This is a genomic window from Bacillus mycoides (assembly GCF_018742245.1).
In the GTDB taxonomy this organism is placed as follows: Bacteria; Bacillota; Bacilli; order Bacillales; family Bacillaceae_G; genus Bacillus_A; species Bacillus_A cereus_U.
Map to the genome: position 1 here is coordinate 465,495 of NZ_CP036132.1, position 23,531 is coordinate 489,025.

A 23,531-nucleotide genomic window follows, 5' to 3' on the forward strand; every position below is an offset into this window, starting at 1 on the left:
TTCTTTTTTTACATAGAAAAAGGAGAACGTGCTATATGTAACGAAAAAAAGATAGAAAAAGCATTTATTGAGGAGAACATATTATGAATGTACTTTACATTGTGTTAGTCGGGCAAATTATTCTTTTTTTAATGGGAGCAATTTATGCAATAGGACAGACGAAAAGAACGAGAAATAATATGCCGTTACCTTTAGCGGTTCGTCTTATTCTTAGTTTTTCTTTAACAGGAAGTGCAATTTGGATATGGTTACAAGATCCATCGGTTGAGTACAGTACGTGGGTTGCACTCGGTATGACATTGTCAACTGTAGGGGATTTATTTATGGCAGGATTAATTCCAATTGGTCATCGATTAATTGGAGGAATGGTTACTTTCGCTCTTGCACATTGTTTCTATGTGAAAGCATTTTTACAAACAGGTATTTCATGGAATGGTTTTTGGATCGGTTTACTCGTATACGGACTTTTTCTAATTATAGGATGGTTCTTTTTTATCCGAAATGAAAAACAGGATAAATTGTTTACGATTGGGGCTCTAATTTACGGTTTGTGGGTTGGAGGAATGGCATGTTTTGCATTCGCCTTATATTACGAGAATACAGGAATATGGTGGGTGCCAGCACTTGGTGGCTTATTGTTTGTGATTTCTGATTTTATTATCGGTGTGACAGATATCGGGGGGCGCAAACTGAAGTATGAACCACTTTGGATTTGGTTTACATATGTCGCAGCGCAGATGTGTATCGTATATGTAGGATTATAAAAAGATACTCTCAAAAATAGTTGATAGACTATTTTGAGAGTATCTTTTTTATTGCTATGCTACTATATTTGTTTTTTAACTTATGCAGTATTCTATATTTTCTAAGCATGAATGTCATAGAAAAAGTCCTGTTTAGTAGATGAAAAATATAGTATATAAGGATAGTAAATTTATGGGGGGTTATTATTTTTATATTTGTAATATTCTAATGTTATAATTCAGAATTTTGTGGAAATTCACCGGTCGGGGTACTTATAATAAAAATAAAAAGATGATGAGATGGTGGAATGATGCAAAAGAAAAAACGTTTGCGTGAATTCTTTGAAATAATTGCGATTGCATGCTTAGTGGTGTTTTTGGCAAAAATCTTTTTGTTTTTTCCTACGACTGTAAAAGGCGCATCGATGAGGCCGACGTTACAAGATGGAGATAAAGTAATTATTAATAAACTTGCAAAGAGATTTGAAAGTTATGAGAGAGAGGATATTATTGTCGTGAAGACAGATAATTTCTACGTGAAGAGAGTTATTGGATTGCCAGGAGATGTAATTGAGATGAAGAATGATCAATTATATGTTAATCATCAAGTGAAAAACGAAGAGTATTTAAAGAATAATAAAAAACAGGCAGAAAAATTACTTATCAATTTAACTGAAGATTTTGGACCGATTACAATTCCTAAAAACAAAATTTTTGTGATGGGAGATAATCGTTTAGTTAGTAGGGATAGTAGGAACGGCTTAGGGCTCATTGATAGAACAGAAGTATTAGGAAAGCTCATGGCGATATATTATCCATTTGAACATGTGAAAATGGATAATTAGAAATAAGAAAAACCAAGCGAATTAGTTGCTTGGTTTTTCTTATTTAAACAGTTGGTGTTTTATTTATTGTTTCTTGTGAAGTAATGATTTCATTGTTTCGGTCGATATTTAACATGAATTTTCGTTGTAACAATTGCAATTTAAAGAGTGTTAAAGGATCATGATAAGTTTCTGGGTTCGTTCTTAGCTTTGTTAAAGTTTGCTCATCTTCTTGTATTTCAAGTTGGGCCGCTTCTACGGTTTGTTTCAATATGCTAAGAGGGTCTTTAAAGAACATCATGATATCACGTTCTAGCGCACCTTCAAATACTTCAAATTGAAGGAAAAATTGTTTTGAAATCATCTGAGCAACTTCTGTATAATCTTCTGTTTCAATATATTGTTTATATTTATTTGATAGCATAGATTGATTTTTTTGCATATTACCGAATAATTTCCCTGCACTCTTTAAGAAAAATTGTGTCGGTGTAAAGCGTAATAAAATATTGATGTTAGCTACTGTAATTCTATTCGTCATTCTTGCAACATCTCTATCCCAGTCATCTAGTAATTTGAAATCACAAGGAAGTTTAATACGCTCTTCCTCATAGAGCTTATTAAAGGTATCGCCCATTTCATCTAAATAAGCCTGAGCTTGAATGAATTCATTATGAGCAGTTTCAATCCATTCTTGAATAGATTGAGTAAATTTAGGGAGAAGCACTTGCTGTACATGTTTTTGAATTCTTTCATTCATTGCTACATTTAGTTCTTCATGGACCAATTTGAAATCACTATCTTCTTGAACAAGATCAGAGCAACTCTGCAACAATTCAGGAATTTGAGAATGTATATCCTGCGTAATCTCCTCTTTCGTTAAGAGATAAGATTCTGTAATGGAACGAATTTTATCTTTTTGGATGGCAGTAAGATTATTAATAAAACCATCAAGTTTTACTAAAATATGTTTATTCCAGCGGACGGATTTCACTAACGTATTTTCTAATTCCACACGTTCATTGACAAGGTATGCGATTGTTTTTTGGATAAACCATAATAATTTTTCAATGCGTTCTTTTTCAACGTTACGCTGAGTAAGGTTAGAAAGAATAGATTCTGTTACGTTACCTAGCTGTTCACTACTCTCTTGTGAAGGAGAGTAAGGGAAAAATTGTGCTTCTGGGAAATGTACGAGTATTTTCTTTTTAATGTTGTTCGTGATGTTTTCACTAGTATTCGTATCAATTGTTTGTAAGACGAATTGAATTTGTAAATTTGGTACTTGCTCACGAATATATAATAATGTATCGAGCTCTTCATCATGTAATGGTGAAGCTGAATTTAGTACATAGATGAGACTATCTGCTGCCTGTAAGTATTCAAAGTGAGAGCTGTTTTTGTCAAGTTGTCCATGCACAGTAGGTGTGACAAGGAATGAAAACTTATTTTTTCGTAAAAATCTACTTGGTAATTTAACTTCAATACATTTTTTTTCTAGTTCTGACTGAGAAGGTGCCGCTAGTATGTTATGAAGTTCGTCAAAGTTTGGTATATTTCGTATATCTAGCTCTGTAAGCTCAGTTATTTCAGTTTGACTATCATCTTTAAATGTAATTGAAGTTGTTATAGCCTCATTTAATATATTTTCTCCTAGAATAGAGTTAATAAAGGCTGATTTATCATAATCGCTAGCGCCTGCTACTAGAAGTTGTGTAACAGTTAAATCGTATAACTCACGAACAAGTAGTGTGAATTGATGACCTAAATCTACATCATTCTTCTCAGCCCATACAGCAATCGTTTCAAATAATGCTGATACGTCTGCCATATCAACATTTGCATGAGCTGATGCATTTGAAAGTAAGGCACCTGCGCTTTTTACGAGTAATGATTCTAGAGTTGTCGGTGAAACTTCATTCCATGCTAATACTGCTGCGGAGACAAGTAAAGAATCCTCGGTTTTCGTTAAACTAAACCAATTTGTTAATAAATCTGGTACAAGTCCTTGTAATTCGTGCATGAAATATTGTCCAGTAATCAATTCAAAATACGTCTCTTGATAGCGAGTAGAAATTTCATTCCAATCATCATTAGCGTCTACTTCAATATGTAAGAATAAGTGATTTATTGTTTGAATCCAAGGTAGATGTAATGATTCATTTTGATAACTGTTCCAAAGTGAAATAACAAGCTCTTTAAATTGAACTTGATCAATTGTATATAAGGCTTTTAAAGATTCATAGAAATACTCAGGTTTAATTTTTTTAGTAAAGCCTCTGTTCACATAATTTATTAAAGTATCGAACCAGTGTAATGATTTTGTTCGAATTCCTTCTTGAACAGCGAGTTCAATAGCATTATTCCAATCTTCTTGTTTTTCATAGAACGATCGAGCAATCGCAGTAATATTCGGATAGTCTGGTTGAAATGCAACAGCTTCACTAATCGTCTTAAATGCCAGTCCTAGACGGTTTTGCTCGATATAAAGAGAAAGAAGTTGTAGGGAAACTTCCATCGTAAGAGTTGTATCTTCTGATTGAATAGATTTATAAAGTTCCTCTGCTTTTGGTAAGAAACCTAATTCGAAATAAGCATCTGCAATATTCTTCATGGCCCAGAGAGCAAGTTCATTATTTACTTTCTCCCATTTAAATATTGCTGCTTCAAAGTCGTTATTTTGAAAGTAAACTTCACCTTGTGCGAAGCGAATATTAGATATATTGGAGAATTCATTTTTTGATTCATTTATATATGCTTCACCGAGTACTTCCGTTACCGGAATGGAAGTTTCTTCTGTTAAAAATGTTTTATAGTAAATCTTTTGGATAAATTGTTTTTCAATGGTCATGTTCGTTCCCCCTGTATAATTTAGAAAAATGATGTTGTATGTAAAAGGGTGCATGTTACTCTATTAGGTAGAAGTTGCATTATATAGACCAAACTACGTTTTTGCTAGATATATCATTTTTCCTGAGAGTTAAACCGTTGCGAAAAGTAACTTTCCTTTATTGTAACAAAAAAACAAGCCTATGAATTTTTATTTTTTAATCCCGGTTGGTGCAGGCTAATAATCAGTTGGGATGGATAAAAAACCCACTGATTAAATCTCTGTTTAAGGAATGGAATAGAAGTAGAGTTCATTATAAAAACAATGTATAGTGAATATGTATACCATGTTTGCCTTAAAGATAGAATGGGCACAATATGGAATAACGATCGTGTATAGGATGTGTCTTCCGAATGGAACAACATATTGGCGAGTTAATCGCACATTATGGTTATTTTGGAATTATTATAGCTCTAGCTGGCGGGATTGTTGGATTACCTATACCGGATGAGTTTTTATTGACTTTTATTGGCTATAACATTTCAAAAGGAGTTATGTCAGGAACAGCTGCTTTTTTAAGTGGAATGGCAGGGGCAATGCTTGGCATTACATTAAGTTACATATTAGGTTTAAAACTTGGGCTCCCTGTTTTAAAAAAATATGGTCCGAAAGTTAGAATTAAGGAACATCATATTGAAAAAACACATATTTTATTTGAAAAATACGGTCCATTTCTTTTAATGATTGGATACTTTATACCAGGAGTACGTCATTTAACAGCATATTTTGCTGGAGTTTCAAATTTAACATGGTGGCGTTTTTGTTTGTATGCTTACGGTGGTGCACTAATCTGGATAAGTGTTTTTATTGGCCTAGGTTGGAAACTAGGAGAGAAGTGGCGCTTCGTTGAGTATAGTTTACATCATTATGGAATGTGGATTTTATTTATTTCGGCAATTGTAACATTGATTGTGTGGATTTACATAAGGAAAAGAAAAAACCGCTAATAATAGCGGTTTTTTAGCTGAAAGCAACAAATAATACACCAGCTGTAATAAAGACTACACCAATACCAGTCATAAAGTTTAACTTTTCCCCCAATATAATCATCGCGAGAATAATGGAAAATACTACACTTAATTTATCGATAGGTGCTACTTGTGAGACTTTTCCTGTTTTTAGTGCAAGAAAATAAAATAGCCATGACGAAGCACCAGCGATTCCACTTAATGTGATAAATAGCAGTGCTTTTTTATTTAGGAGGACATCACCGATATTTTGAAATTTACCTTGGATAATAATAACCCCTACCATAAATAATGCCATAATAATAGATCGAATAGTTGTTGCAACGTTGGCATCGATTCCATCTAAGCCAATCTTTCCAAAAATAGATACGAGGGCAGCGGCAACTGCTGATAATAGTGCGAATAATAGCCATGAACTCATAGGGAAATTCCTCCAATCTTACATTATTATACATGAAAATCATTCTCATGTATAAATAACGAAATAAACCCCCGCCCTATATTTTTAATAAGGTGGGGGTTTATTATGCTACTCTGCTATTTCTTCATATAAAAAGTACGTTACATTATAAATATGTTCTACTTCATCATCCGTCATAAATAATAATTCGTCACGTTCAATCCCTTTTTTCTTTTCAATAAACTCAATCATGTTTTTTCGTTCTTCTCTTTTCATCAATTTTTATTTCTCCCCTCAATCTGTTTTAATACAGTTTATTTAAGTTACTGCTATTATATAACAGAATCTTTAGAAAGTTCCACCTATTTTATTGTTTTTTTTAGAAGAACCTTTCGACAAAACAAGCCCGCTTAAAGGGCTTGTTTTCATTTTAAAGTCGTAAAAACTCGGGCTCGGTCGTACCAGCACCATCGATGTAATAAATTGTATCGGGATTGATTTTTATTAGTACGTAATTAGGGTCTTCCGCACCGAGTAACCAGCGTTTTAAGCTATTAGTCCAAAATTTGTTTTTTAATGTTTGATCTTCTTCGATGGAAGCTATACCTTCAACTTCAATGTAATCTTCATCTAATTTCTTTCCTTCACGTCCAAGTAGTACATGTACATTGGGATTTTTTTCGATATCTGTTATCTTTTTTGAATTTCGATCTGTTGCAACATATAGTACAAAATCTTCGTGGAAAAACATCATAAAGGCGCTATGTGGCTTATCGTTACGTACAGTAGATAATACACCAGTACGTTGACCTTGAATAATAGTTGCGATTTTTTCTTTTAAGTGCATATTTTTAGCCTCTTTTCATAATTCGTAATTTTTTCTGTCTGAACAAGATAATTTAAATATCTTTCATACTGTTTTCTTCAATCCGATTTTTTAAACGTAATTGTGATGAAATCGGACAAGTTAGGAGATGAATAATAATAATATCGAGGAGAAATACATACGATGGAAGGATGAAAAGCATGTTTAATAAAATATTTCTTACAGTAGCGCTTATAGGTGTACCACTTTCTGTAATCGGAAAAACACTTCATTGGCCACAAACCATTATGTTTGCTGTATACTGCATTACTATTATTGCATTAGCTGGTTTTATGGGGAGGGCGACAGAAAGTTTAGCAATCGTTTCTGGGCCTCGGATAGGTGGTTTATTAAATGCCACTTTCGGTAATGCCGTTGAACTTATCATTTCAATTTTTGCACTTCAGGCAGGGTTAACAGAAGTTGTTTTAGCTTCCTTAACTGGTTCTGTACTTGGAAACTTATTACTGGTAGGAGGGCTATCCTTCTTTATAGGTGGCCTTAAGTATAAAAGACAAAGTTTCAATGTTTATGATGCAAGACATAATTCAGCTTTATTAATATTTGCTGTTGTCGTAGCCTTTGTTATTCCGGAGATTTTTTCAATGAAGATGGATGCTGGAAAGACGTATCAATTAAGTATTGGTGTTTCTATTATCATGATTATTATGTACCTTGCTGCATTGCTATTTAAGTTAGTTACGCACCGTGGTGTATATCAACATAAAAGTGATGAAGTAGCGCATGAGGAAGAGCCAGAGTGGTCAAAGGGTAAAGCGCTACTCATTTTAGCGATAGCAACACTTGCAGTTGCTTATGTGTCAGAGGCACTCGTACATACTTTTGAAACGGTCGCAAAGTCGTTTGGCTGGTCAGAGTTATTTATAGGGGTTATTATCGTTGCAATTGTTGGTAATGCAGCAGAACATGCATCTGCGATTATTATGGCATATAAAAATAAAGTGAATATCGCAGTAGAAATTGCAGTAGGTTCTACATTACAAATCGCCATGTTTGTTGCTCCTGTGTTAGTACTTCTTTCGATGCTCTTTGCACAAAAGATGCCTTTAGTCTTTACAATACCAGAACTTGTTTCTATGATTACAGCTGTTTTCTTAACCATTGCGATTTCAAATGATGGGGATACAAACTGGTTTGAAGGAGGCACTTTATTAGCGGCGTATGTCATTATGGGAATTGGTTTTTATTTATTATGAAAAATAGGGATAACAATGCGTATGAGAGAAAACAATAAAGTGAAACTTTAATTAGTGGGGGATGTCCATCCCCCGCTAATTATTAGCTGAACCAATCGGGCTTTTACGGGCAGTTGATTTCCAAAATAATTTCTTTGTTTAATTGGAATATTAAGGTGGAAATCTTACTGCCCGCAAATAGCGGGATAAATACAGTAAATTATATACCTTTATGTAGGAAGGAGCCAGACAGGTGAAACGAGTATACAGCATATGTCTTTCAACCATGGTCTCGTTTATCTTATTATTTCCTAACAGTAGTTTTGCAAAGACAACGGTAGAAGTAAAAATGCCTTCATCTGTTTTAAATATTTCAAAAGATAATACATTTCCGAATGATGCACAAGATTTACCGCGTTTACAGCCAAGTAAGTTTGCGCAAGAACTATTGAAAACAGCAAATATCAAAATTGAAAATCCAGATTTAATTCGAATGTTTAATGAAACAACAATTTCGAATGCACCGCTTGCGGTAGGATACCGGGCGAAAATTTATTTAGGTCAATGGGCATTAAATTATGAGTCAATAGATACAGCGATTAATTGGGAATATAAGCAAGTGAATCGCAACGTGTACGATAATCGCGGAGGTGATCGCTTATACCCACTTCGCTATAAGCAAGAAACCCAAAAGACAATCGAAGGTGATTTAACAGCAGATATGAAAGATGCCACAGATGTGAAAAAAATGATGCTTCTAAAAGCGCTTGAAAAAGTACAATTGCCACTTTCATTTAAAACAACCATTGGTTATGGTACCGGACATGAGCGTGTTTATAATATTAGTCCAAGTCAAATTGGATATTTATATGCGTATACACCAGCAGTAAATGAAAAAGGAAAAGTAACATTTGGAGAAGTCTACCTTGTGTTAAAAGGGAATCAAAAAAGACTTGTCGTGAAAAATATTACATCTCAAGGAATCGGAGCTGCTATTCCAATTCATGATCATTTATTTTTTAAATTTGTTTCTTCATCGCATTCACAATGAAATAAAAAACGTCAGCCTATAAGCTGACATTTTTTATTTATCCCGCTATTTGCCGGACAGTAAAACTCCCATCTCAAAATTCGGCTGGAGCAAAGAAGTTAGGTGGGAGCCCTGCTGCCTGTAAACGCCCGAATGGTGAAGATTAATAATTGGTGGGGGATGAATAAAACCCCCACTGATTAAAGTTTCACTTTATAACATAATGTTTGATGTTTTTGATAAGAAATCTTCTTTTGGATAGTAGCTATTTTTTACAAGAACATTTGGTCCAAGGCATTTCACGGCAGGACAATGGCAACTTAATGATTTTGCTGTTTTTGAGTCACACCATTTGTCGTAAGCCTCTTGTAGTGTATTTGTTTGTACATTACCTAGAAGCGGGACATCACCGAAATCGGTCACGATAATATTTCCATCGAAAATATTTACGTTCAAACGAGAACGACCATCGGGATCATTGCGGACAGTTACATTTTTACTTTCATGTAATCTCTTCAATGTGTATAAATCACGTTCATCATCACTACATGCATAGAAAGGTAATGTTCCAAATAACATCCATACATTTTCATCACGGATCTCTAATAAATGTTCAATTGCATTTCGAATTTCTTCTTTTGTTAAAATTTCAAGTGTGCTAGCGAAGTCACTCGGATACATCGGGTGCACTTCATGACGTTTACAGCCCATTTCTTCAACGATTTGACGGTGAATATGTTCAATATGTGGTAGAGTTCGTTTGTTTAACATAGTTTCGGCTGATACGAGTACACCTGCCTCTGATAAAGCTTTACTATTTGTAATCATTCTTTCAAATAATTTAGCGCGCTGTTCATAAGTAGGTTTACGCTCCATCATTGCAAATCCGCCTTCAACGAAGTCATCGATTGTTCCCCAGTTATGTGAAATGTGCAATACATCTAAGTAGGGAATAATTTGTTCGTAACGTGCTAAATCTATAGTTAAGTTTGAGTTGATTTGAGTGCGAACGCCTCGTTCATGGGCGTATTTTAAGAGTGGTGTTACATAGTTGTCGACGGATTTTTTTGAAAGCATAGGTTCTCCGCCTGTAATACTTAAAGAACGTAGATAAGGAATCTCATCTAATCGTTTTAATAAAAGCTCCATCGGAAGCGGATTTGGATCTTTCGGCTGTAATGTGTAACCAACAGCGCAATGCTCGCAACGCATATTGCATAACGTCGTCGTTGTAAACTCAACGTTTGTTAATAGTAGTTTGCCGTACTCTTCAAGGTCCATATACGCTTCCCATGGATCGTAAGAAGGAGTAATCGGCTTCATTATTTGTGATATCGTCATATGAAATACTCCTTTGACTATTGAAATAACAATTTGTCCATTCTCTATAATAGAAGAATATGTGCTTTTTATAAAGTGAAACTTTTTTGTGAAAAAAGAGAGAGGGCTTACATTATAATGAATTACTGAGACAAATTTGATGAAATTACATGCCCATAGCCATCATTTTTGCGGTATAATAAAAGCAACTCGAATTAAAAGGAGAGTGCCTTCATGGGAAAAGCAATTCAAGATAAAGATTCACAACTAGTATATTTGAAAAAACGTTTAAATATGTTCATTGAAGTAATTGATACGATTGAACCAGAAGAGGTAGAATTAGAAGATGTAGATCGTCTTCTTGCAATGTTAGATGAATTAGAACTGAAATGTGAGCAATTTAAAAAAGACGAATAATATATTAAAAAGGCTGCCACTACAAAATTGGCAGCCTTTTTCTGTACGGATAATAGAAGGAATATAGAAAAAAAGGTATAATCAAGTTGTGAAAAATTTCATTTAACCTTTAATGGCGTGAAATAAAGTGAAACTTTACTCAGTGGGGGTCATTCCCCACTGAGTATTAGTTGAACCAATCGGGCGTTTACGGGCAGTTGATCTCCCACCTAACTTCTTTGCTCCACCTGAATTTTGAGGTGGGAGTCTTACTGCCCGCAAATAGCGGGATAAATAAACAGCTGAAGAGTATAACAATGGAATTTTCATTTCATAACGTTTTGGTAGCGTTCACAATTGAGGGGGAAGTAACAATGGAAAAGCTTCAAGAAAGCATGTATCAACTAATTGTTGAAACGTCAACGAACTTACCGAAAGATGTTCGTCGCGCAATTCAACAAGCGAAAGAACGAGAAAATGCAGGAACTCGTTCGGCGATGGCACTTGGCACAATTACGAATAATATTAAAATGGCAGATGATAATATCTCGCCAATTTGCCAAGATACAGGGATGCCAACGTTTAAAATTTATACACCAGTTGGTGTGAATCAATTAAAACTGAAGGAAGCTATCTATAGTGCGCTTGAGCGGGCTACAAAAGATGGTAAACTTCGTCCAAACTCTGTTGATTCTCTTTTTGGAGACAATAGCGGAAATAATTTAGGACCAGGTACACCTGTTATTAAGTTTGAACAATGGGAAAAAGATTACATTGATGCACGTTTAATTTTAAAGGGCGGGGGCTGTGAGAACAAAAATATTCAATATAGCTTGCCTTGTGAAATAGAAGGACTTGGACGAGCTGGGCGTGATTTAGAAGGAATTCGTAAATGCCTTCTTCATGCAGTATATCAAGCGCAAGGGCAAGGGTGTAGCGCTGGGGTAATCGGCGTCGGTATCGGGGGAGACCGCACATCAGGTTACGAATTAGCAAAAAATCAATTATTCCGTACATTAGATGATGTAAATTCAGTTCCAGAATTACAAAAGCTTGAAGAGTACGTATTAGAGAATGCAAATAAGCTTGGCATTGGTACGATGGGATTTGGCGGAGAAACAACTTTATTAGGTTGCAAAGTTGGAGTATATAATCGTTTGCCAGCAAGCTTCTACGTATCTGTTGCATATAATTGTTGGGCATATCGTCGTCTTGGTGTAACAATTCATCCTGAAACAGGTGAAATTATGGATTGGTTGTACCAGGAAGGTGAAGATACACTTCAGCAAGATGCTGCGCAAGAACAAACAGAGCAGCGTGAAATCGTATTACAAGCTCCAATTACAGAAGAGCAAATTCGTGAACTTCGTGTTGGTGATGTTGTTACAATTAACGGCATGATGTATACAGGACGTGATGCGATTCATAAACATTTAATGGATAACGATTGTCCAGTAGATTTAAAGGGACAAATTATTTATCACTGCGGTCCAGTTGTAGTGAAAGATGAGAATGACAATTGGCAAATTAAAGCGGCAGGTCCAACGACAAGTATTCGTGAAGAGCCATATCAAGGCGATATTATGAAAAAGTTCGGTATTCGTGCTGTGATTGGTAAAGGCGGTATGGGTGCTAAAACATTAGCAGCTTTAGAAGAACACGGTGGTGTGTACTTAAATGCAATTGGTGGTGCAGCACAATATTATGCTGAATGTATTAAAGAAGTGAAAGATGTTGATTTCTTACAATTCGGTATCCCAGAGGCAATGTGGCATTTACGTATCGATGGTTTTAAAGCAGTTGTAACGATGGATTCTCATGGTAAAAGTCTACATGCTGATGTTGATAAAACATCACTTGAAAAATTGGCGAGCTTTAAAGAACCTGTATTTAAGTAAAGAGAAATGCATCTCGAATTATTCGAGGTGCATTTTTTGGTATATATAGAAAAACATGTTCAGCATGAAAGAAAGCAGGGAAACAGAAACTACAGGTACGATTATATATGGAAAGGAGACTATTTATGAAATATAAATGGTTATATATAGGTCTCATTTTTTCAATTATGATGGCACTTGTTCCAGTTTCAACATTTGCTTATACGAATACACCACATAACTGGGGAATTCCACGTCCTAAAAATGAAACGGTGCCAGATGCAGGGAAACTATATACAGAATTACTACAAAAAAATGGTGGGTTTTATTTAGGAGATACGAAGAAAAAAGATATTTATTTAACATTTGATAATGGATACGAAAATGGATACACAGGAAAGATTTTAGATGTATTAAAGGAGAAAAAAGTACCAGCAACTTTCTTTGTGACGGGACATTATATAAAAACACAAAAAGATTTATTATTAAGAATGAAAAATGAAGGACATATTATTGGTAATCATTCTTGGAGTCATCCAGATTTTACAACAGTAAATGATGCAAAACTTCGTGAAGAATTAACGAGCGTAACGGAAGAGATTAAAAAAGTAACAGGGCAAAAAGAAGTGAAATATGTACGCCCTCCGCGAGGTGTATTTAGCGAAAGAACGTTAGCTCTTACGAAAGAAATGGGATATCATAACGTGTTTTGGTCGCTGGCATTTCTTGATTGGAAAGTAGATCAGCAAAGAGGATGGCAATACGCTCATAATAATGTAATGACTATGATTCATCCAGGATCTGTTTTGTTACTTCATGCAATATCAAAAGATAATGCAGAAGCACTTGCGAAAATCATTGATGATTTGCGCGAGAAAGGGTATCATTTTAAAAGCCTAGATGATTTAGTAAAAAGCAATCAACCGTAAGCATGTATGCTTGCGGTTTTCTCATGCTATAATGATGTGTAAAAAGGATGGGGAAACGTATGTGGAGCGAACATGTTACGTTAGAATATCCGTACCATTTTGAAGAAGTGCTAAAGCGTTTAGCTTTCGACCCGTTAAACGTCATTCAATTAGACGAGAAAGTAATTTATGTCCCGCTTTTTATAGACGAAGAACAAATTGTTGTTCGTTTGCAAGGGATTGGTACTGTTCAAAATCCACAGTTTTGGATTTCTAGTCAGGCAGGAGATCAAGAGAAAGTAATGAAACGAATGAGGTCCATTTTTCACTGGAATGAACCGTTTCAAAATATACAAGATCATTTTTTAAACACATCATTACGTCCACTGTTTGAAACATATGCTTATACTCCAATTATATTAGAATTTGATTATTTCGCTTGTCTTCTTCGTTGTATTATTCATCAACAAATAAATTTGAAATTTGCTACGGTGCTAACAGATCAATTTGTAAAACGATATGGGACAGAGAAGGACGGCGTTTTCTTTTTCCCAACACCAGAAAGAGTAGCGAATATTTCAATAGAGGAATTGAGAGAGCAGAAGTTTAGTCAGCGAAAAGCCGAATATATAGTAGGATTAGCAAAACATATTGCAGGCGGTAAATTAGATTTAGCAAGGATAGAAAACGAAACAGAAGAAGAAGTATCGGCACAATTGTTACCAATAAGGGGTATTGGAGCATGGACAGTGCAAAACTTTTTAATGTTTGGGCTTGGCCGGAAAAACATGTTTCCAGAAGCAGATATCGGGATTAGGCGTGCACTTCAAGGTGTATTTCAATTAGATAATAAGCCTGATGATGCATTTTTAGAAAAAGTGAAACAAGAGTGTGAACCATATTGCAGTTATGCAGCGTTATATTTATGGAAAAGTATAGAGTAGAGGTGTAATAATGATACAAGAGCAACAAGAGAGTAAGTTGGAAGTTGGTCAAACATTTCCTGTGACAATTAAACGTCTTGGGATTAACGGAGAAGGCGTTGGTTATTTTAAGAGACAAGTTGTTTTCATTCCAGGGGCATTACCAGGAGAAGAAGTTGTTGCTGAAGCAACGAAAATTCAGCGTGGCTTCGCTGAAGCGAAAGTGAAAAAAGTTCGTAAATCATCACCACATCGTGTGAAAGCACCATGTTCAGTATATGAGGAGTGTGGTGGCTGTCAATTGCAGCACTTAGATTATAAAGAACAATTAAATCAAAAGCGTGATATCGTTGTACAAGCATTCGAGAAGTATATGAATGACAGTCTAGAAGAGAAAATTCGTCCGACGCTTGGTATGGAAAATCCATGGCATTATCGTAATAAAAGTCAATTGCAAGTGGGGCGTAAAGACGAAAAGGTTATTACAGGGTTATATAAGCAAAACTCACATCAGTTAATTGATATTTCTCATTGCATAATTCAGCATAAAGCAACGAATGAAGCGACAAAAGTTGTAAGACGTATATTAGAAAAATTAAATGTTTCTATTTACAATGAGAAAAAACAAAAAGGTTTAGTACGCACAATTGTGACACGTACTGCAGTTCAAACAGGGGAAGTGCAAGTCACACTTATTACAACAAAAGAAGAATTACCAAATAAAGATCAATTTATCGCAGAAGTACAAAAACAGATGCCAAGTGTTAAATCAATTATGCAAAACGTAAACTGGCGTAAAACATCTGTTATTTTCGGTGATAAAACATTTAAATTAGCTGGAAAAGAAGTAATTCAAGAAACACTAGGTGATTTATCATTTGAATTATCAGCACGCGCATTCTTCCAATTAAATCCAGAACAAACGGTTGTTTTATACGATGAAGCGAAAAAAGCAGCTGCTTTAACAGGAAACGAGAAGATTGTGGATGCGTATTGCGGTGTCGGTACGATTGGACTTTGGCTTGCGAATGATGCAGCGGAAGTACGTGGTATGGATGTAATTCCAGAAGCGATTGAAGATGCAAAGAAAAATGCAAAACGCCACGGATTCACAAATACAAAGTATGAAGCTGGTAAAGCGGAACAATGGTTACCGAAATGGGTGAAAGAAGGCTGGAGCCCAGATGTCATTGTTGTCGATCCACCGCGTACAGGTTGCGATGATAAATTACTTGAAACGATTTTAAAAGTGAAACCGAAACAAGTTGTTTACGTGTCTTGTAATCCATCTTCATTAGCACGTGATGTACAAACATTAATGAAGAGTTATGAAGTGGAGTATGTGCAACCAGTTGATATGTTCCCGCATACAGCTCATGTAGAAAATGTAGTGAAACTTGTTAGAAAGTAACATTCAATAAGGATATGTCCCTCACAAAGCAGGAGTTATGTGAGGGTATATTTTATTTAGCGAATGGAAGTAAGGAGAATACGATGAACAATTATAAATTGACGATTCAATATGACGGTGCGCGTTATAAAGGGTGGCAACGTCTTGGGAATAATGACAATACGATTCAGGGGAAAATCGAAAGTATAATATCTGAAATGGTCGGAAAAGAAACTGAAATTATCGGCTGTAGTAGAACGGATGCTGGTGTACACGCTTTGAATCAAGTAGCTAACTTTCAAAGTGATGAGAAGTTAGTAGAACATAAAGTGAAAAAGTATTTAAATCAATATTTACCAAATGATATTAGTATTACGAGTGTAGAAGAAGTACCAGATCGTTTCCATGCTCGTTACAATTCTAAAGCAAAAACATATCTGTATAAAATTTGGAATGAAGAGCATACGAACCCATTTATGCGTAAATACAGCATGCACGTGAATAAACCATTAAATGTGAAAAGCATGAAAGAAGCTGCGAAACATTTAATTGGTTCACATGACTTCACTGCTTTTTCAAATGCAAAGTCTAAGAAAAAATCTATGGTTCGAGAAGTGTATACACTTGATGTTTTCGAAGAATCAGGATTTGTACAAATTAGAGTAAGTGGTAACGGATTCCTTCATAACATGGTGCGAAAAATTGTTGGAGCATTGATTGAAGTTGGATTAGGACAATTAGAGGCGGACGCAATTCCAAACATTTTAGAGGAAAAACAACGTAATCAAATTAATTGTCTTGCTGAGGCGAGCGGGTTGTACTTGGAGAATGTTAAATTTTAATAATAAGTAAAAAAATCGAGCTGATAAGGCTCGATTTTTTTTGTACTTTGAAATTAAGAAGATTTTTCTTTCTTCATAAGTAGCTTCAAATTCCAAAAAGCAGCAAGCATAATAGCTGCAAAGGAGCCGCTAATTGTGCCTAAGAGCTTTGCATAAGGAAAGCTGCTCATATCAGCATTAATGAATAACATCATACATAGAACGGCAGGGAGAAGGTATAAGTATTGTAATAACTTTAATTTTTTATCATTACTCATATATATAGCCCCTTTCTAGCATGTTATATGTATATTGTAACATATTTTTCCAAGTAATTACTTGTACTTGGAGAGAGAGTCATTTTATATGTGTAAATGCAATTTTTTAATTCGATATTGTAAGTTTTGTCTACTTAATCCTAAAAACTTTGCGGCTTGTGAGATATTACCTTTATTTTCTTTAAGAATTTGATTGATGTAGTTCTTTTCCATTTCTTCTATCGTGTACTTTAAAGTTTTAGGTGTATCAGTATTGTGAGTAGTTAGTGAAGGTTGCATATTGAATTCTTTTTTTATTCGTTCGCGAAAGCGAGTGGGTATATGAAAAGCTGTTATGATATTCTCGTCTTCTATTAAGTTCATTGAACCTTCAATTATATGTTCTAATTCTCTTACGTTTCCAGGCCAATCGTATACATAAAAGAATTCTCTTACATTTACATCTACATCCGTTACACCGAGCCCAAATTGAATGTTATACTTTTCAATAAAGTGTTGAACAAGATATGTAATATCTTCTTTTCGTTCCCGTAAAGGTGGAAGACATAGAGTAACAACGCTTAATCGGTAATATAAGTCTTGCCTTAATCGATTGTGTGTTATGGCTTCAAGAGGATCTTCATTAATAGTTGCTATAATACGAACATCAATTTCTTTTTCTTGTGTGCCTCCGATTCTTCGTATTGTTTTTTCTTGTATAGCCCGCAGCAATTTAGCTTGAAGTGTTGGACTTAATGAGTTGATCTCATCTAATAACAAAGTCCCACCGTTTGCTTCTTCAAATAAACCTGGTTTATCTATTGCTCCTGTAAAAGCACCTCGATTTGTACCAAATAGTAGACTTTCCATTAAGGTTTCTGGTATAGCGGCACAGTTTTGCGAAATAAATGGTTTTGTTGAACGCTGGCTTTCATTATGGATGCTCTGCGCAAATAGCTCTTTACCAGTTCCTGTTTCTCCGATGATAAGTATGGAGGAGGATGTACGTATTACTCTCTTTGCTTCTGCAATGACCGATTGAATAGCTCTAGAATCACCAATTATGTGATCAAAGGTAAACTTAGTATTTTGTTTGCGAGAAAGGTTCGTTTTCATTGTTTGCTTTAAATGACTAATCTCTTTTGAAATTTCAATAGCGCCTTTAATTTTTCCATTTTCTATTATAGGAAAAGTATCGTTAATCGTCGTAATCTCTTGTCCTTTATTGTTAAAATACGTTTGTTTTATATTTTTGTTTGTTTTTCCAAGTTTTAATGCTTCTATAAGAGTACTATTTTTATTTTCTTCAAATGCAAATACTTCTAAAGGGTTTTTATCTAGCACATCAGAACGATCCATTGATTCAATGTCCATCATTTTGCGGTTATAGATAATCGTTTTACTTTCCTCATTAATAATATGAATCCCAATATCTAGTTCATTTAGTAAAGTTTCATATAGCATATTCATTTCAATAATCTTTTTAAAATTGATTTCTTCTGTATGCATGTATTATCTTCTCCTCGTTATACCCTATGAAGACTGACTTTTTATAATTTTATTAAAATTCTCATAAAATCGCAAAATTTTTTTGCTATTTTCTCTTAAAACTTTTCAAATGATAGAAAAATTTTGCGGTTATGCAGATTTTTTTCTTAAGAAATCCCAATTTCACATAGGTGTTGAGGTTGGTACGTATTTTGCATGAATAGTAGTTGAGATCTCTAAATTTAAAGAGTAGGGGGATTAGGAATCTTTATAGGTTATGCAACGTTTCAGTGCCAATTAATAAGAGGGAGGAATTTATAAAGTGAAGACGGTTGTAGAAGGCGTGTATAGTCCTTGTTACGGGAAAGTAGAGAAATTATTTGTTACTGAAAGTTCTTACGTATATGAGTGGGAGAAATTAGCGTTAATTGAAACAATAGATAAGCAGCAAGTGGAAATTAAAGTGGGAATCAGTGGTTATATCGAATCATTAGAAGTGGTAGAAGGACAAGCTATCGCTGATCAAAAACTATTAATAACAGTGAGGGATGACCTTTTAATAACAGGTAGTGATTAATAGAAGTAATATGTATTTTTGCTCTTTTAAATAATTATTTTTACTATGAAGAATTTTTAAAACGCTTACATTAAATGGATTTGCAAAGTGAAAAGGGGGGATTTATATAATGGATCAAAACCAAGGATTAAAAAGGGAATTGAAAAGTCGGCACATATTTATGATTGCACTCGGAGGGGTTATTGGTACTGGGCTTTTTTTAGGATCCAGTTATACAATTCATGAAGCTGGACCTGGAGGAGCGATTGTAGCGTATCTTGTCGGTGGGTTTGTTATGTATTTAACGATGCTCTGTCTTGGAGAGTTAGCAGTTGCGATGCCTGATGCAGGATCTTATCAAACGTATGCTACAAAGCACATTTCCCCTGCAGCAGGTTATGTAGTGGGATGGATGTCGTGGCTAAACTGGACGGCTACGATAGGTATTGAATTAATTGCAGTTAGTATTTTAATGAAACGATGGTTTCCGGATGTACCGTCATGGATTTGGTGTGTAGTGTTTGCAGTGTTGCTCTTTGTTATTAATGCGTTATCTTCAAGAAGTTTTGCGGAGGTTGAATTTTGGTTTGCAAGTATTAAAGTCATTACAATCATTGCATTTATTATTTTGGGCGGGGCGGCAATGTTTGGTTTTCTAGATATGAAAGGAAATGAGCCAGCACCAATGTTTTCTAGCTTTACTGATTATGGTGGATTGTTTCCAAATGGATTATCAGCTATTTTAATTACGATGATTGCAGTTAACTTTTCCTTCCAAGGAACAGAACTAGTTGGTATTGCAGCTGGAGAGAGTGAAAATCCAGAGAAAACTATCCCGAAGGCAATTAATAATACAGTTTGGCGCATACTGGTTTTCTTTGTACTATCTATTTTTATCCTTGCTGGATTATTTCCTTGGCAGCAAGCAGGAGTTATAGAAAGTCCATTCGTAGTTGTATTTGATAAAATTGGTATTCCTTATGCGGCTGATATTATAAATTTCGTTATTATTACAGCTGTACTATCAGTTGCGAATTCAGGATTATATGCAACTTCTCGTATGCTATGGTCTATGTCTAATCAAGGAATGATTAGCCCGATTTTTGGTAAGTTATCTAAAAATGGTGTTCCTATTTATGCATTGATTGTAAGTACGATTGTAGGCTGTCTCTCATTACTATCAGGGATTTACGCGGAAGATACAGTTTATTTATGGCTTCTTTCTATTGCTGGGTTTGGTGCGATATTAGTTTGGGCATCTATTGCTCTATCTAACCTATTAGCTAGAAGGACATACGTGAAGCAGGGCGGAGATATTAAGGATTTGAAATTTAAAACACCACTGTATCCATTTGTTCCAATTCTTGCGTTAGTATTAAATTTAACAGTAATTGTAGCTATGGCTTTTATTCCGGAACAAAGAATGGCATTATATTGTGGTATTCCATTTATGATTATTTGCTTACTGTTTTACCGTGCTACAAGAAATAAGGGAAGTAAAGTAGAACATATTGAAAAGACAAATACAACAGAAGTAGAAAGTTTACCCCGCATTAACGGGCAGTAAAACTCCCACCTCAAAATTCGGCTGGAGCAAAGAAGTTAGGTGGGAGATCAACTGCCCGTAAACGCCCGATTGGTGAAGGCTAATAATCAGTGGGGATGAACCCCCCCCACTGATTATAGTTTCACTTTATAATATTGATTAATTTGGAGACTGTAAGATTGTAAACAGTCTCTTTTTTTGTGAAAATAAAGCTGGAAACATACTACGTATGTAAAGGGGAATTAGCAATGAATCGAGAAGTTTCACAGCTATTAAAACAAATTGATTTACGAAAAGACGAGCTACTAGAACTTACAAAAGCGTTAATTCGCTTTGAAACACCAGCACCACCAGCAAGAAATACAAATGAGGCGCAAGAATTTGTGGCAGAGTTTCTAAAAAAACGAAATTTTAGTATTGATAAATGGGATGTATATCCGAATGATCCGAATGTTGTTGGAGTGAAAAAAGGGACAGCAAGTGAGTCACATAAAAGTCTCATTATTAATGGGCATATAGATGTTGCAGAAGTATCAAAGGACGAGCCGTGGGAAACAAATCCGTTTGAGCCGTTTATAACAGATGGTTGGTTAGTTGGGAGAGGCGCGGCAGATATGAAAGGTGGACTAGCTGGAGCCTTATTTGCTATTCAGCTTTTAGAAGAAGCGGGGATTGAATTACCTGGGGATTTAATTTTTCAATCGGTAATTGGCGAAGAAGTAGGAGAAGCAGGGACACTTCAATGTTGTAAGCGTGGTTATGATGCTGATTTTGCAGTAGTAGTGGATACGAGTGATTTACATATGCAAGGACAGGGCGGTGTAATTACTGGATGGATTACTGTGAAAAGCCCGCAAACGTTTCATGATGCAACACGTAGACAAATGATCCATGCTGGAGGACGCCTATTTGGAGCGAGTGCGATTGAGAAAATGATGAAAATTGTACAAAGCTTACAAGAATTAGAGCGTCATTGGGCAGTCATGAAAACATATGAAGGCTATCCATCTGGAACAACTACAATTAATCCAGCTGTTATTGAAGGAGGACGTCATGCGGCATTTATTGCGGATGAGTGCCGATTGTGGATAACCGTACATTTTTATCCAAATGAAACGCATGAACAAATAATAGAAGAAATAGAAGAGTATTTAGGAAAAGTGGCAGCAGCAGATCCATGGTTAAGCGAGAACCCACCACAATTTAAGTGGGGCGGAGAATCAATGATTGTGGATCGTGGCGAAATTTTTCCTTCTTTAGAAGTAGATAGCGAACATGTTGCTGTAAAAACTCTAAGTTCAGTACATGAATCTATTTTATCTAAAAATGCAATTTTAGATATGTCAGCAACGGTAACTGATGGCGGTTGGTTTAGTGAGTTCCACATTCCAGCGATTATTTATGGACCAGGCACACTAGAAGAAGCACACTCTGTAAATGAGAAAGTTGAAGTGGAGCAGTTAATTGAATTTACAAAAGTAATTACTGCTTTTATATATGAATGGTGTCATACGAGAAAATAGTTTGATTTTTGAATCGTGCGAGTGAGTATGCTTGTACGATTTTTTTGTAACTATTTCAGAGGTGGATAAATTCAATATCTGAAATAGCTTGTTATGCTTTTTATGTTCTTCGTTTGACTTCAATTAATTTCTCTTTAGCTAATTCAACGGCAATGGCATCATCTAAATAGCCAATTGGAAAAAGGTAATCGGGGATAATGTCTGTTGATAAAATGAAATATAGTAAGGCACCCCCAATAATTGCACGTTCTTCGTTTGAAATGGTTTCTGTACAAAATTGTTGGTACATACTTGTTAATTGTTCAATGAAAGGGCCAGCACTATCAATTTGTTCTAGTTTACTTTTGAAGCTCTCGTGAATACGTTTTTCGCCTTCAGTAGTTTGAGCATAGCGCTCGTAATTTTCAAGTTCTTGTTTCACACGAGTTGTTGTGTACTCGAAGTCGAATAGGTTAGAGGATTGTAATGTTTGTTGAATTGTATCGAGAGATGTGTACATATCTGCTTTTTCCTTATTTATGTGTGGAGAGTCAGGGTACATTTCATCAAGTAATAATTGCGGTGGAACTTGTAGACATTTTGCGAATTTTTGTAAATGGTTTTGCTTCGGTTGTTGTTTGCCATTAATTATTCTTGAAATTGTTGCAGGATCAATATTTGTCAGTGTTCCTAGTTGGCGCATAGATAGAGCGCGCTCCTTTAACAGTTTCTTTATTAATTTACCGAGCCGCTCATTTGGATTTTCATTGGGCATAATGTAGGCACTCCTTTTCTAGTGTTTATCGTTGAAAAAATGTTGAGCATTTATTACAAGTATATGAAACAGACAGGCACAGTTGCTCAACATTTTCATAATATGCATTGAAAAGTGAGAAAAGGGGTGACTGTATGATGAGTACAGCGGGTTTATTTTCAATTTTTTTAATCGGGATTGCGTCTAATTTAGATAATGCAGGTGTTGGGATTGCATATGGCATTCGCAAAATTCGAATTTCGTGGTTTAACAATTTTATCATCGCATTTTTTGGATTTTTATTTACTTTACTAGCTGGATTTTTTGGGAATTGGATCGCATTATTTATTTCAGAGTTCACAGCAAACATTATTGGAGCAATCGTTTTAGGCATAATCGGGGTGTTTATTTTATGTCAGCCTTTCTTGAGTCAACAAGATACCGTAGGATCTAAAGATAGTAGTGTACTTATGGGGGTTTTACGTGATCCAGAAAAAGCAGATTTTGATGGTTCTAAAACAATTAGTTTTTCGGAAGCAATTGTTTTAGGAGTTGCATTATCCATAAATAATATTGCAGGTGGATTTGATGCTGGAGTAACAAATTTAAATCTTTGGCTTACGGCATGTATTTCTGGGATTTTTAGTTTTATTTGTATTAGCGGTTTTACGTATGTGGGTAAAAGATTTTTAGCTGAATACTTAGGGAAATGGGCAACTATAATTGCAGGTGTGTTATTAATTCTTATTGGAATTGATCAATTGTTGTAAGAAGGATAGAGAAAACAGTATTCGAGTATTTCCTTGGAAATACACTAAGAAATTGCATATATCGACGTGAAATCTTTTCGAGGTAACGAAAATTTGCAAGTATTATCCAA

The 23,531-nt window shown here is 35.1% G+C and carries 23 protein-coding genes; 15 read left to right on the forward strand and 8 right to left on the reverse strand.

The features are described 5' to 3' along the window. The first annotated feature begins 83 nt into the window (after positions 1–83). A complete protein-coding gene (locus EXW56_RS02360) occupies positions 84–764 on the forward strand; it encodes a lysoplasmalogenase (RefSeq protein WP_002159411.1) in 681 nt (226 codons plus the stop codon). A gap of 287 nt (positions 765–1,051) precedes the next feature. Further along, positions 1,052–1,588: a signal peptidase I gene (gene lepB, locus EXW56_RS02365; protein WP_002159410.1), complete on the forward strand. Its 537-nt coding sequence runs from the start codon at positions 1,052–1,054 to the stop codon at positions 1,586–1,588. Between the two features lie 43 nt (positions 1,589–1,631). Here lepB and EXW56_RS02370 read toward each other — a convergent pair whose 3' ends face one another. After that, entirely contained in the window at positions 1,632–4,415 is a 2,784-nt protein-coding gene (locus EXW56_RS02370; RefSeq protein WP_215597159.1) for a tetratricopeptide repeat protein, read from the reverse strand. Positions 4,416–4,807: 392 nt separating this feature from the next. On the opposite strand from EXW56_RS02370, the gene EXW56_RS02375 reads away from it, so the two are divergent. Then, positions 4,808–5,401 (forward strand): DedA family protein, encoded by a 594-nt coding sequence (locus EXW56_RS02375; RefSeq protein WP_215557907.1) that lies wholly within the window; start codon positions 4,808–4,810, stop codon positions 5,399–5,401. 13 nt (positions 5,402–5,414) lie between these two features. On the opposite strand, the gene EXW56_RS02380 is transcribed toward EXW56_RS02375, so the two are convergent. The 3 genes from EXW56_RS02380 to EXW56_RS02390 form a co-directional block, all read right to left on the reverse strand. Continuing rightward, the gene (locus tag EXW56_RS02380) at positions 5,415–5,843 is read right to left on the reverse strand and encodes an EamA family transporter (RefSeq protein ID WP_002201876.1); all 429 of its coding nucleotides are present in this window, start codon (positions 5,841–5,843) and stop codon (positions 5,415–5,417) included. A gap of 108 nt (positions 5,844–5,951) precedes the next feature. Beyond that, complete coding sequence (locus EXW56_RS02385) at positions 5,952–6,098, reverse strand: BH0509 family protein (RefSeq protein ID WP_000817786.1); 147 nt, start codon at positions 6,096–6,098, stop codon at positions 5,952–5,954. A 154-nt stretch (positions 6,099–6,252) separates the two neighbouring features. Next, positions 6,253–6,669 (reverse strand): pyridoxamine 5'-phosphate oxidase family protein, encoded by a 417-nt coding sequence (locus EXW56_RS02390; RefSeq protein ID WP_002125015.1) that lies wholly within the window; start codon positions 6,667–6,669, stop codon positions 6,253–6,255. A gap of 179 nt (positions 6,670–6,848) precedes the next feature. Here EXW56_RS02390 and cax point away from each other — a divergent pair, with 179 nt between their 5' ends. Continuing rightward, on the forward strand, positions 6,849–7,904 hold the full coding sequence (gene cax / locus EXW56_RS02395; protein WP_002113759.1) for a calcium/proton exchanger: 1,056 nt from the start codon (positions 6,849–6,851) through the stop codon (positions 7,902–7,904). 232 nt (positions 7,905–8,136) lie between these two features. After that, positions 8,137–8,934, forward strand: coding sequence for a YfkD famly protein (locus tag EXW56_RS02400; protein ID WP_215557908.1), 798 nt, complete (start codon positions 8,137–8,139; stop codon positions 8,932–8,934). Between the two features lie 192 nt (positions 8,935–9,126). Here the strand turns inward: EXW56_RS02400 and yfkAB are convergent, their stop codons facing one another. Beyond that, positions 9,127–10,254 carry a radical SAM/CxCxxxxC motif protein YfkAB gene (yfkAB, locus tag EXW56_RS02405; protein ID WP_002113768.1) on the reverse strand — a complete coding sequence of 376 codons (1,128 nt, stop codon included), beginning with the start codon at positions 10,252–10,254 and terminating at the stop codon, positions 9,127–9,129. 213 nt (positions 10,255–10,467) lie between these two features. Between yfkAB and EXW56_RS02410 the strand changes: the two genes are divergently transcribed. The 6 genes from EXW56_RS02410 (at position 10,468) to truA (ending at position 16,569) form a co-directional block, all read left to right on the forward strand. After that, on the forward strand, positions 10,468–10,650 hold the full coding sequence (locus EXW56_RS02410; RefSeq protein WP_002091170.1) for an SE1561 family protein: 183 nt from the start codon (positions 10,468–10,470) through the stop codon (positions 10,648–10,650). A gap of 353 nt (positions 10,651–11,003) precedes the next feature. Then, entirely contained in the window at positions 11,004–12,527 is a 1,524-nt protein-coding gene (gene fumA / locus EXW56_RS02415) for a class I fumarate hydratase (RefSeq protein ID WP_087945984.1), read from the forward strand. A 125-nt stretch (positions 12,528–12,652) separates the two neighbouring features. After that, positions 12,653–13,435 carry a delta-lactam-biosynthetic de-N-acetylase gene (gene pdaA / locus EXW56_RS02420; protein WP_002201873.1) on the forward strand — a complete coding sequence of 261 codons (783 nt, stop codon included), beginning with the start codon at positions 12,653–12,655 and terminating at the stop codon, positions 13,433–13,435. A gap of 59 nt (positions 13,436–13,494) precedes the next feature. Beyond that, positions 13,495–14,358 (forward strand): DNA-3-methyladenine glycosylase family protein, encoded by an 864-nt coding sequence (locus EXW56_RS02425; RefSeq protein ID WP_215557909.1) that lies wholly within the window; start codon positions 13,495–13,497, stop codon positions 14,356–14,358. 10 nt (positions 14,359–14,368) lie between these two features. Continuing rightward, entirely contained in the window at positions 14,369–15,748 is a 1,380-nt protein-coding gene (rlmD, locus tag EXW56_RS02430) for a 23S rRNA (uracil(1939)-C(5))-methyltransferase RlmD (protein ID WP_199661220.1), read from the forward strand. Between the two features lie 83 nt (positions 15,749–15,831). Further along, positions 15,832–16,569 (forward strand): tRNA pseudouridine(38-40) synthase TruA, encoded by a 738-nt coding sequence (gene truA, locus EXW56_RS02435; protein ID WP_215557910.1) that lies wholly within the window; start codon positions 15,832–15,834, stop codon positions 16,567–16,569. A 53-nt stretch (positions 16,570–16,622) separates the two neighbouring features. Here the strand turns inward: truA and EXW56_RS02440 are convergent, their stop codons facing one another. Next, positions 16,623–16,826, reverse strand: coding sequence for a hypothetical protein (locus EXW56_RS02440; RefSeq protein WP_002113778.1), 204 nt, complete (start codon positions 16,824–16,826; stop codon positions 16,623–16,625). 84 nt (positions 16,827–16,910) lie between these two features. Beyond that, entirely contained in the window at positions 16,911–18,314 is a 1,404-nt protein-coding gene (locus EXW56_RS02445; RefSeq protein ID WP_002201869.1) for a sigma-54 interaction domain-containing protein, read from the reverse strand. Positions 18,315–18,615: 301 nt separating this feature from the next. On the opposite strand from EXW56_RS02445, the gene EXW56_RS02450 reads away from it, so the two are divergent. The 3 genes from EXW56_RS02450 (at position 18,616) to EXW56_RS02460 (ending at position 21,918) form a co-directional block, all read left to right on the forward strand. Continuing rightward, positions 18,616–18,870 carry a biotin/lipoyl attachment domain-containing protein gene (locus tag EXW56_RS02450; protein ID WP_199661218.1) on the forward strand — a complete coding sequence of 85 codons (255 nt, stop codon included), beginning with the start codon at positions 18,616–18,618 and terminating at the stop codon, positions 18,868–18,870. 106 nt (positions 18,871–18,976) lie between these two features. Next, the gene (locus tag EXW56_RS02455; RefSeq protein WP_215558592.1) at positions 18,977–20,416 is read left to right on the forward strand and encodes an amino acid permease; all 1,440 of its coding nucleotides are present in this window, start codon (positions 18,977–18,979) and stop codon (positions 20,414–20,416) included. 179 nt (positions 20,417–20,595) lie between these two features. Beyond that, positions 20,596–21,918, forward strand: coding sequence for an acetylornithine deacetylase (locus tag EXW56_RS02460; protein WP_080013752.1), 1,323 nt, complete (start codon positions 20,596–20,598; stop codon positions 21,916–21,918). Between the two features lie 100 nt (positions 21,919–22,018). On the opposite strand, the gene EXW56_RS02465 is transcribed toward EXW56_RS02460, so the two are convergent. Then, complete coding sequence (locus tag EXW56_RS02465; RefSeq protein ID WP_002201865.1) at positions 22,019–22,672, reverse strand: helix-turn-helix domain-containing protein; 654 nt, start codon at positions 22,670–22,672, stop codon at positions 22,019–22,021. Between the two features lie 137 nt (positions 22,673–22,809). Between EXW56_RS02465 and ytaF the strand changes: the two genes are divergently transcribed. Beyond that, on the forward strand, positions 22,810–23,421 hold the full coding sequence (ytaF, locus tag EXW56_RS02470) for a sporulation membrane protein YtaF (protein ID WP_033716932.1): 612 nt from the start codon (positions 22,810–22,812) through the stop codon (positions 23,419–23,421). Positions 23,422–23,531: the final 110 nt, after the last annotated feature.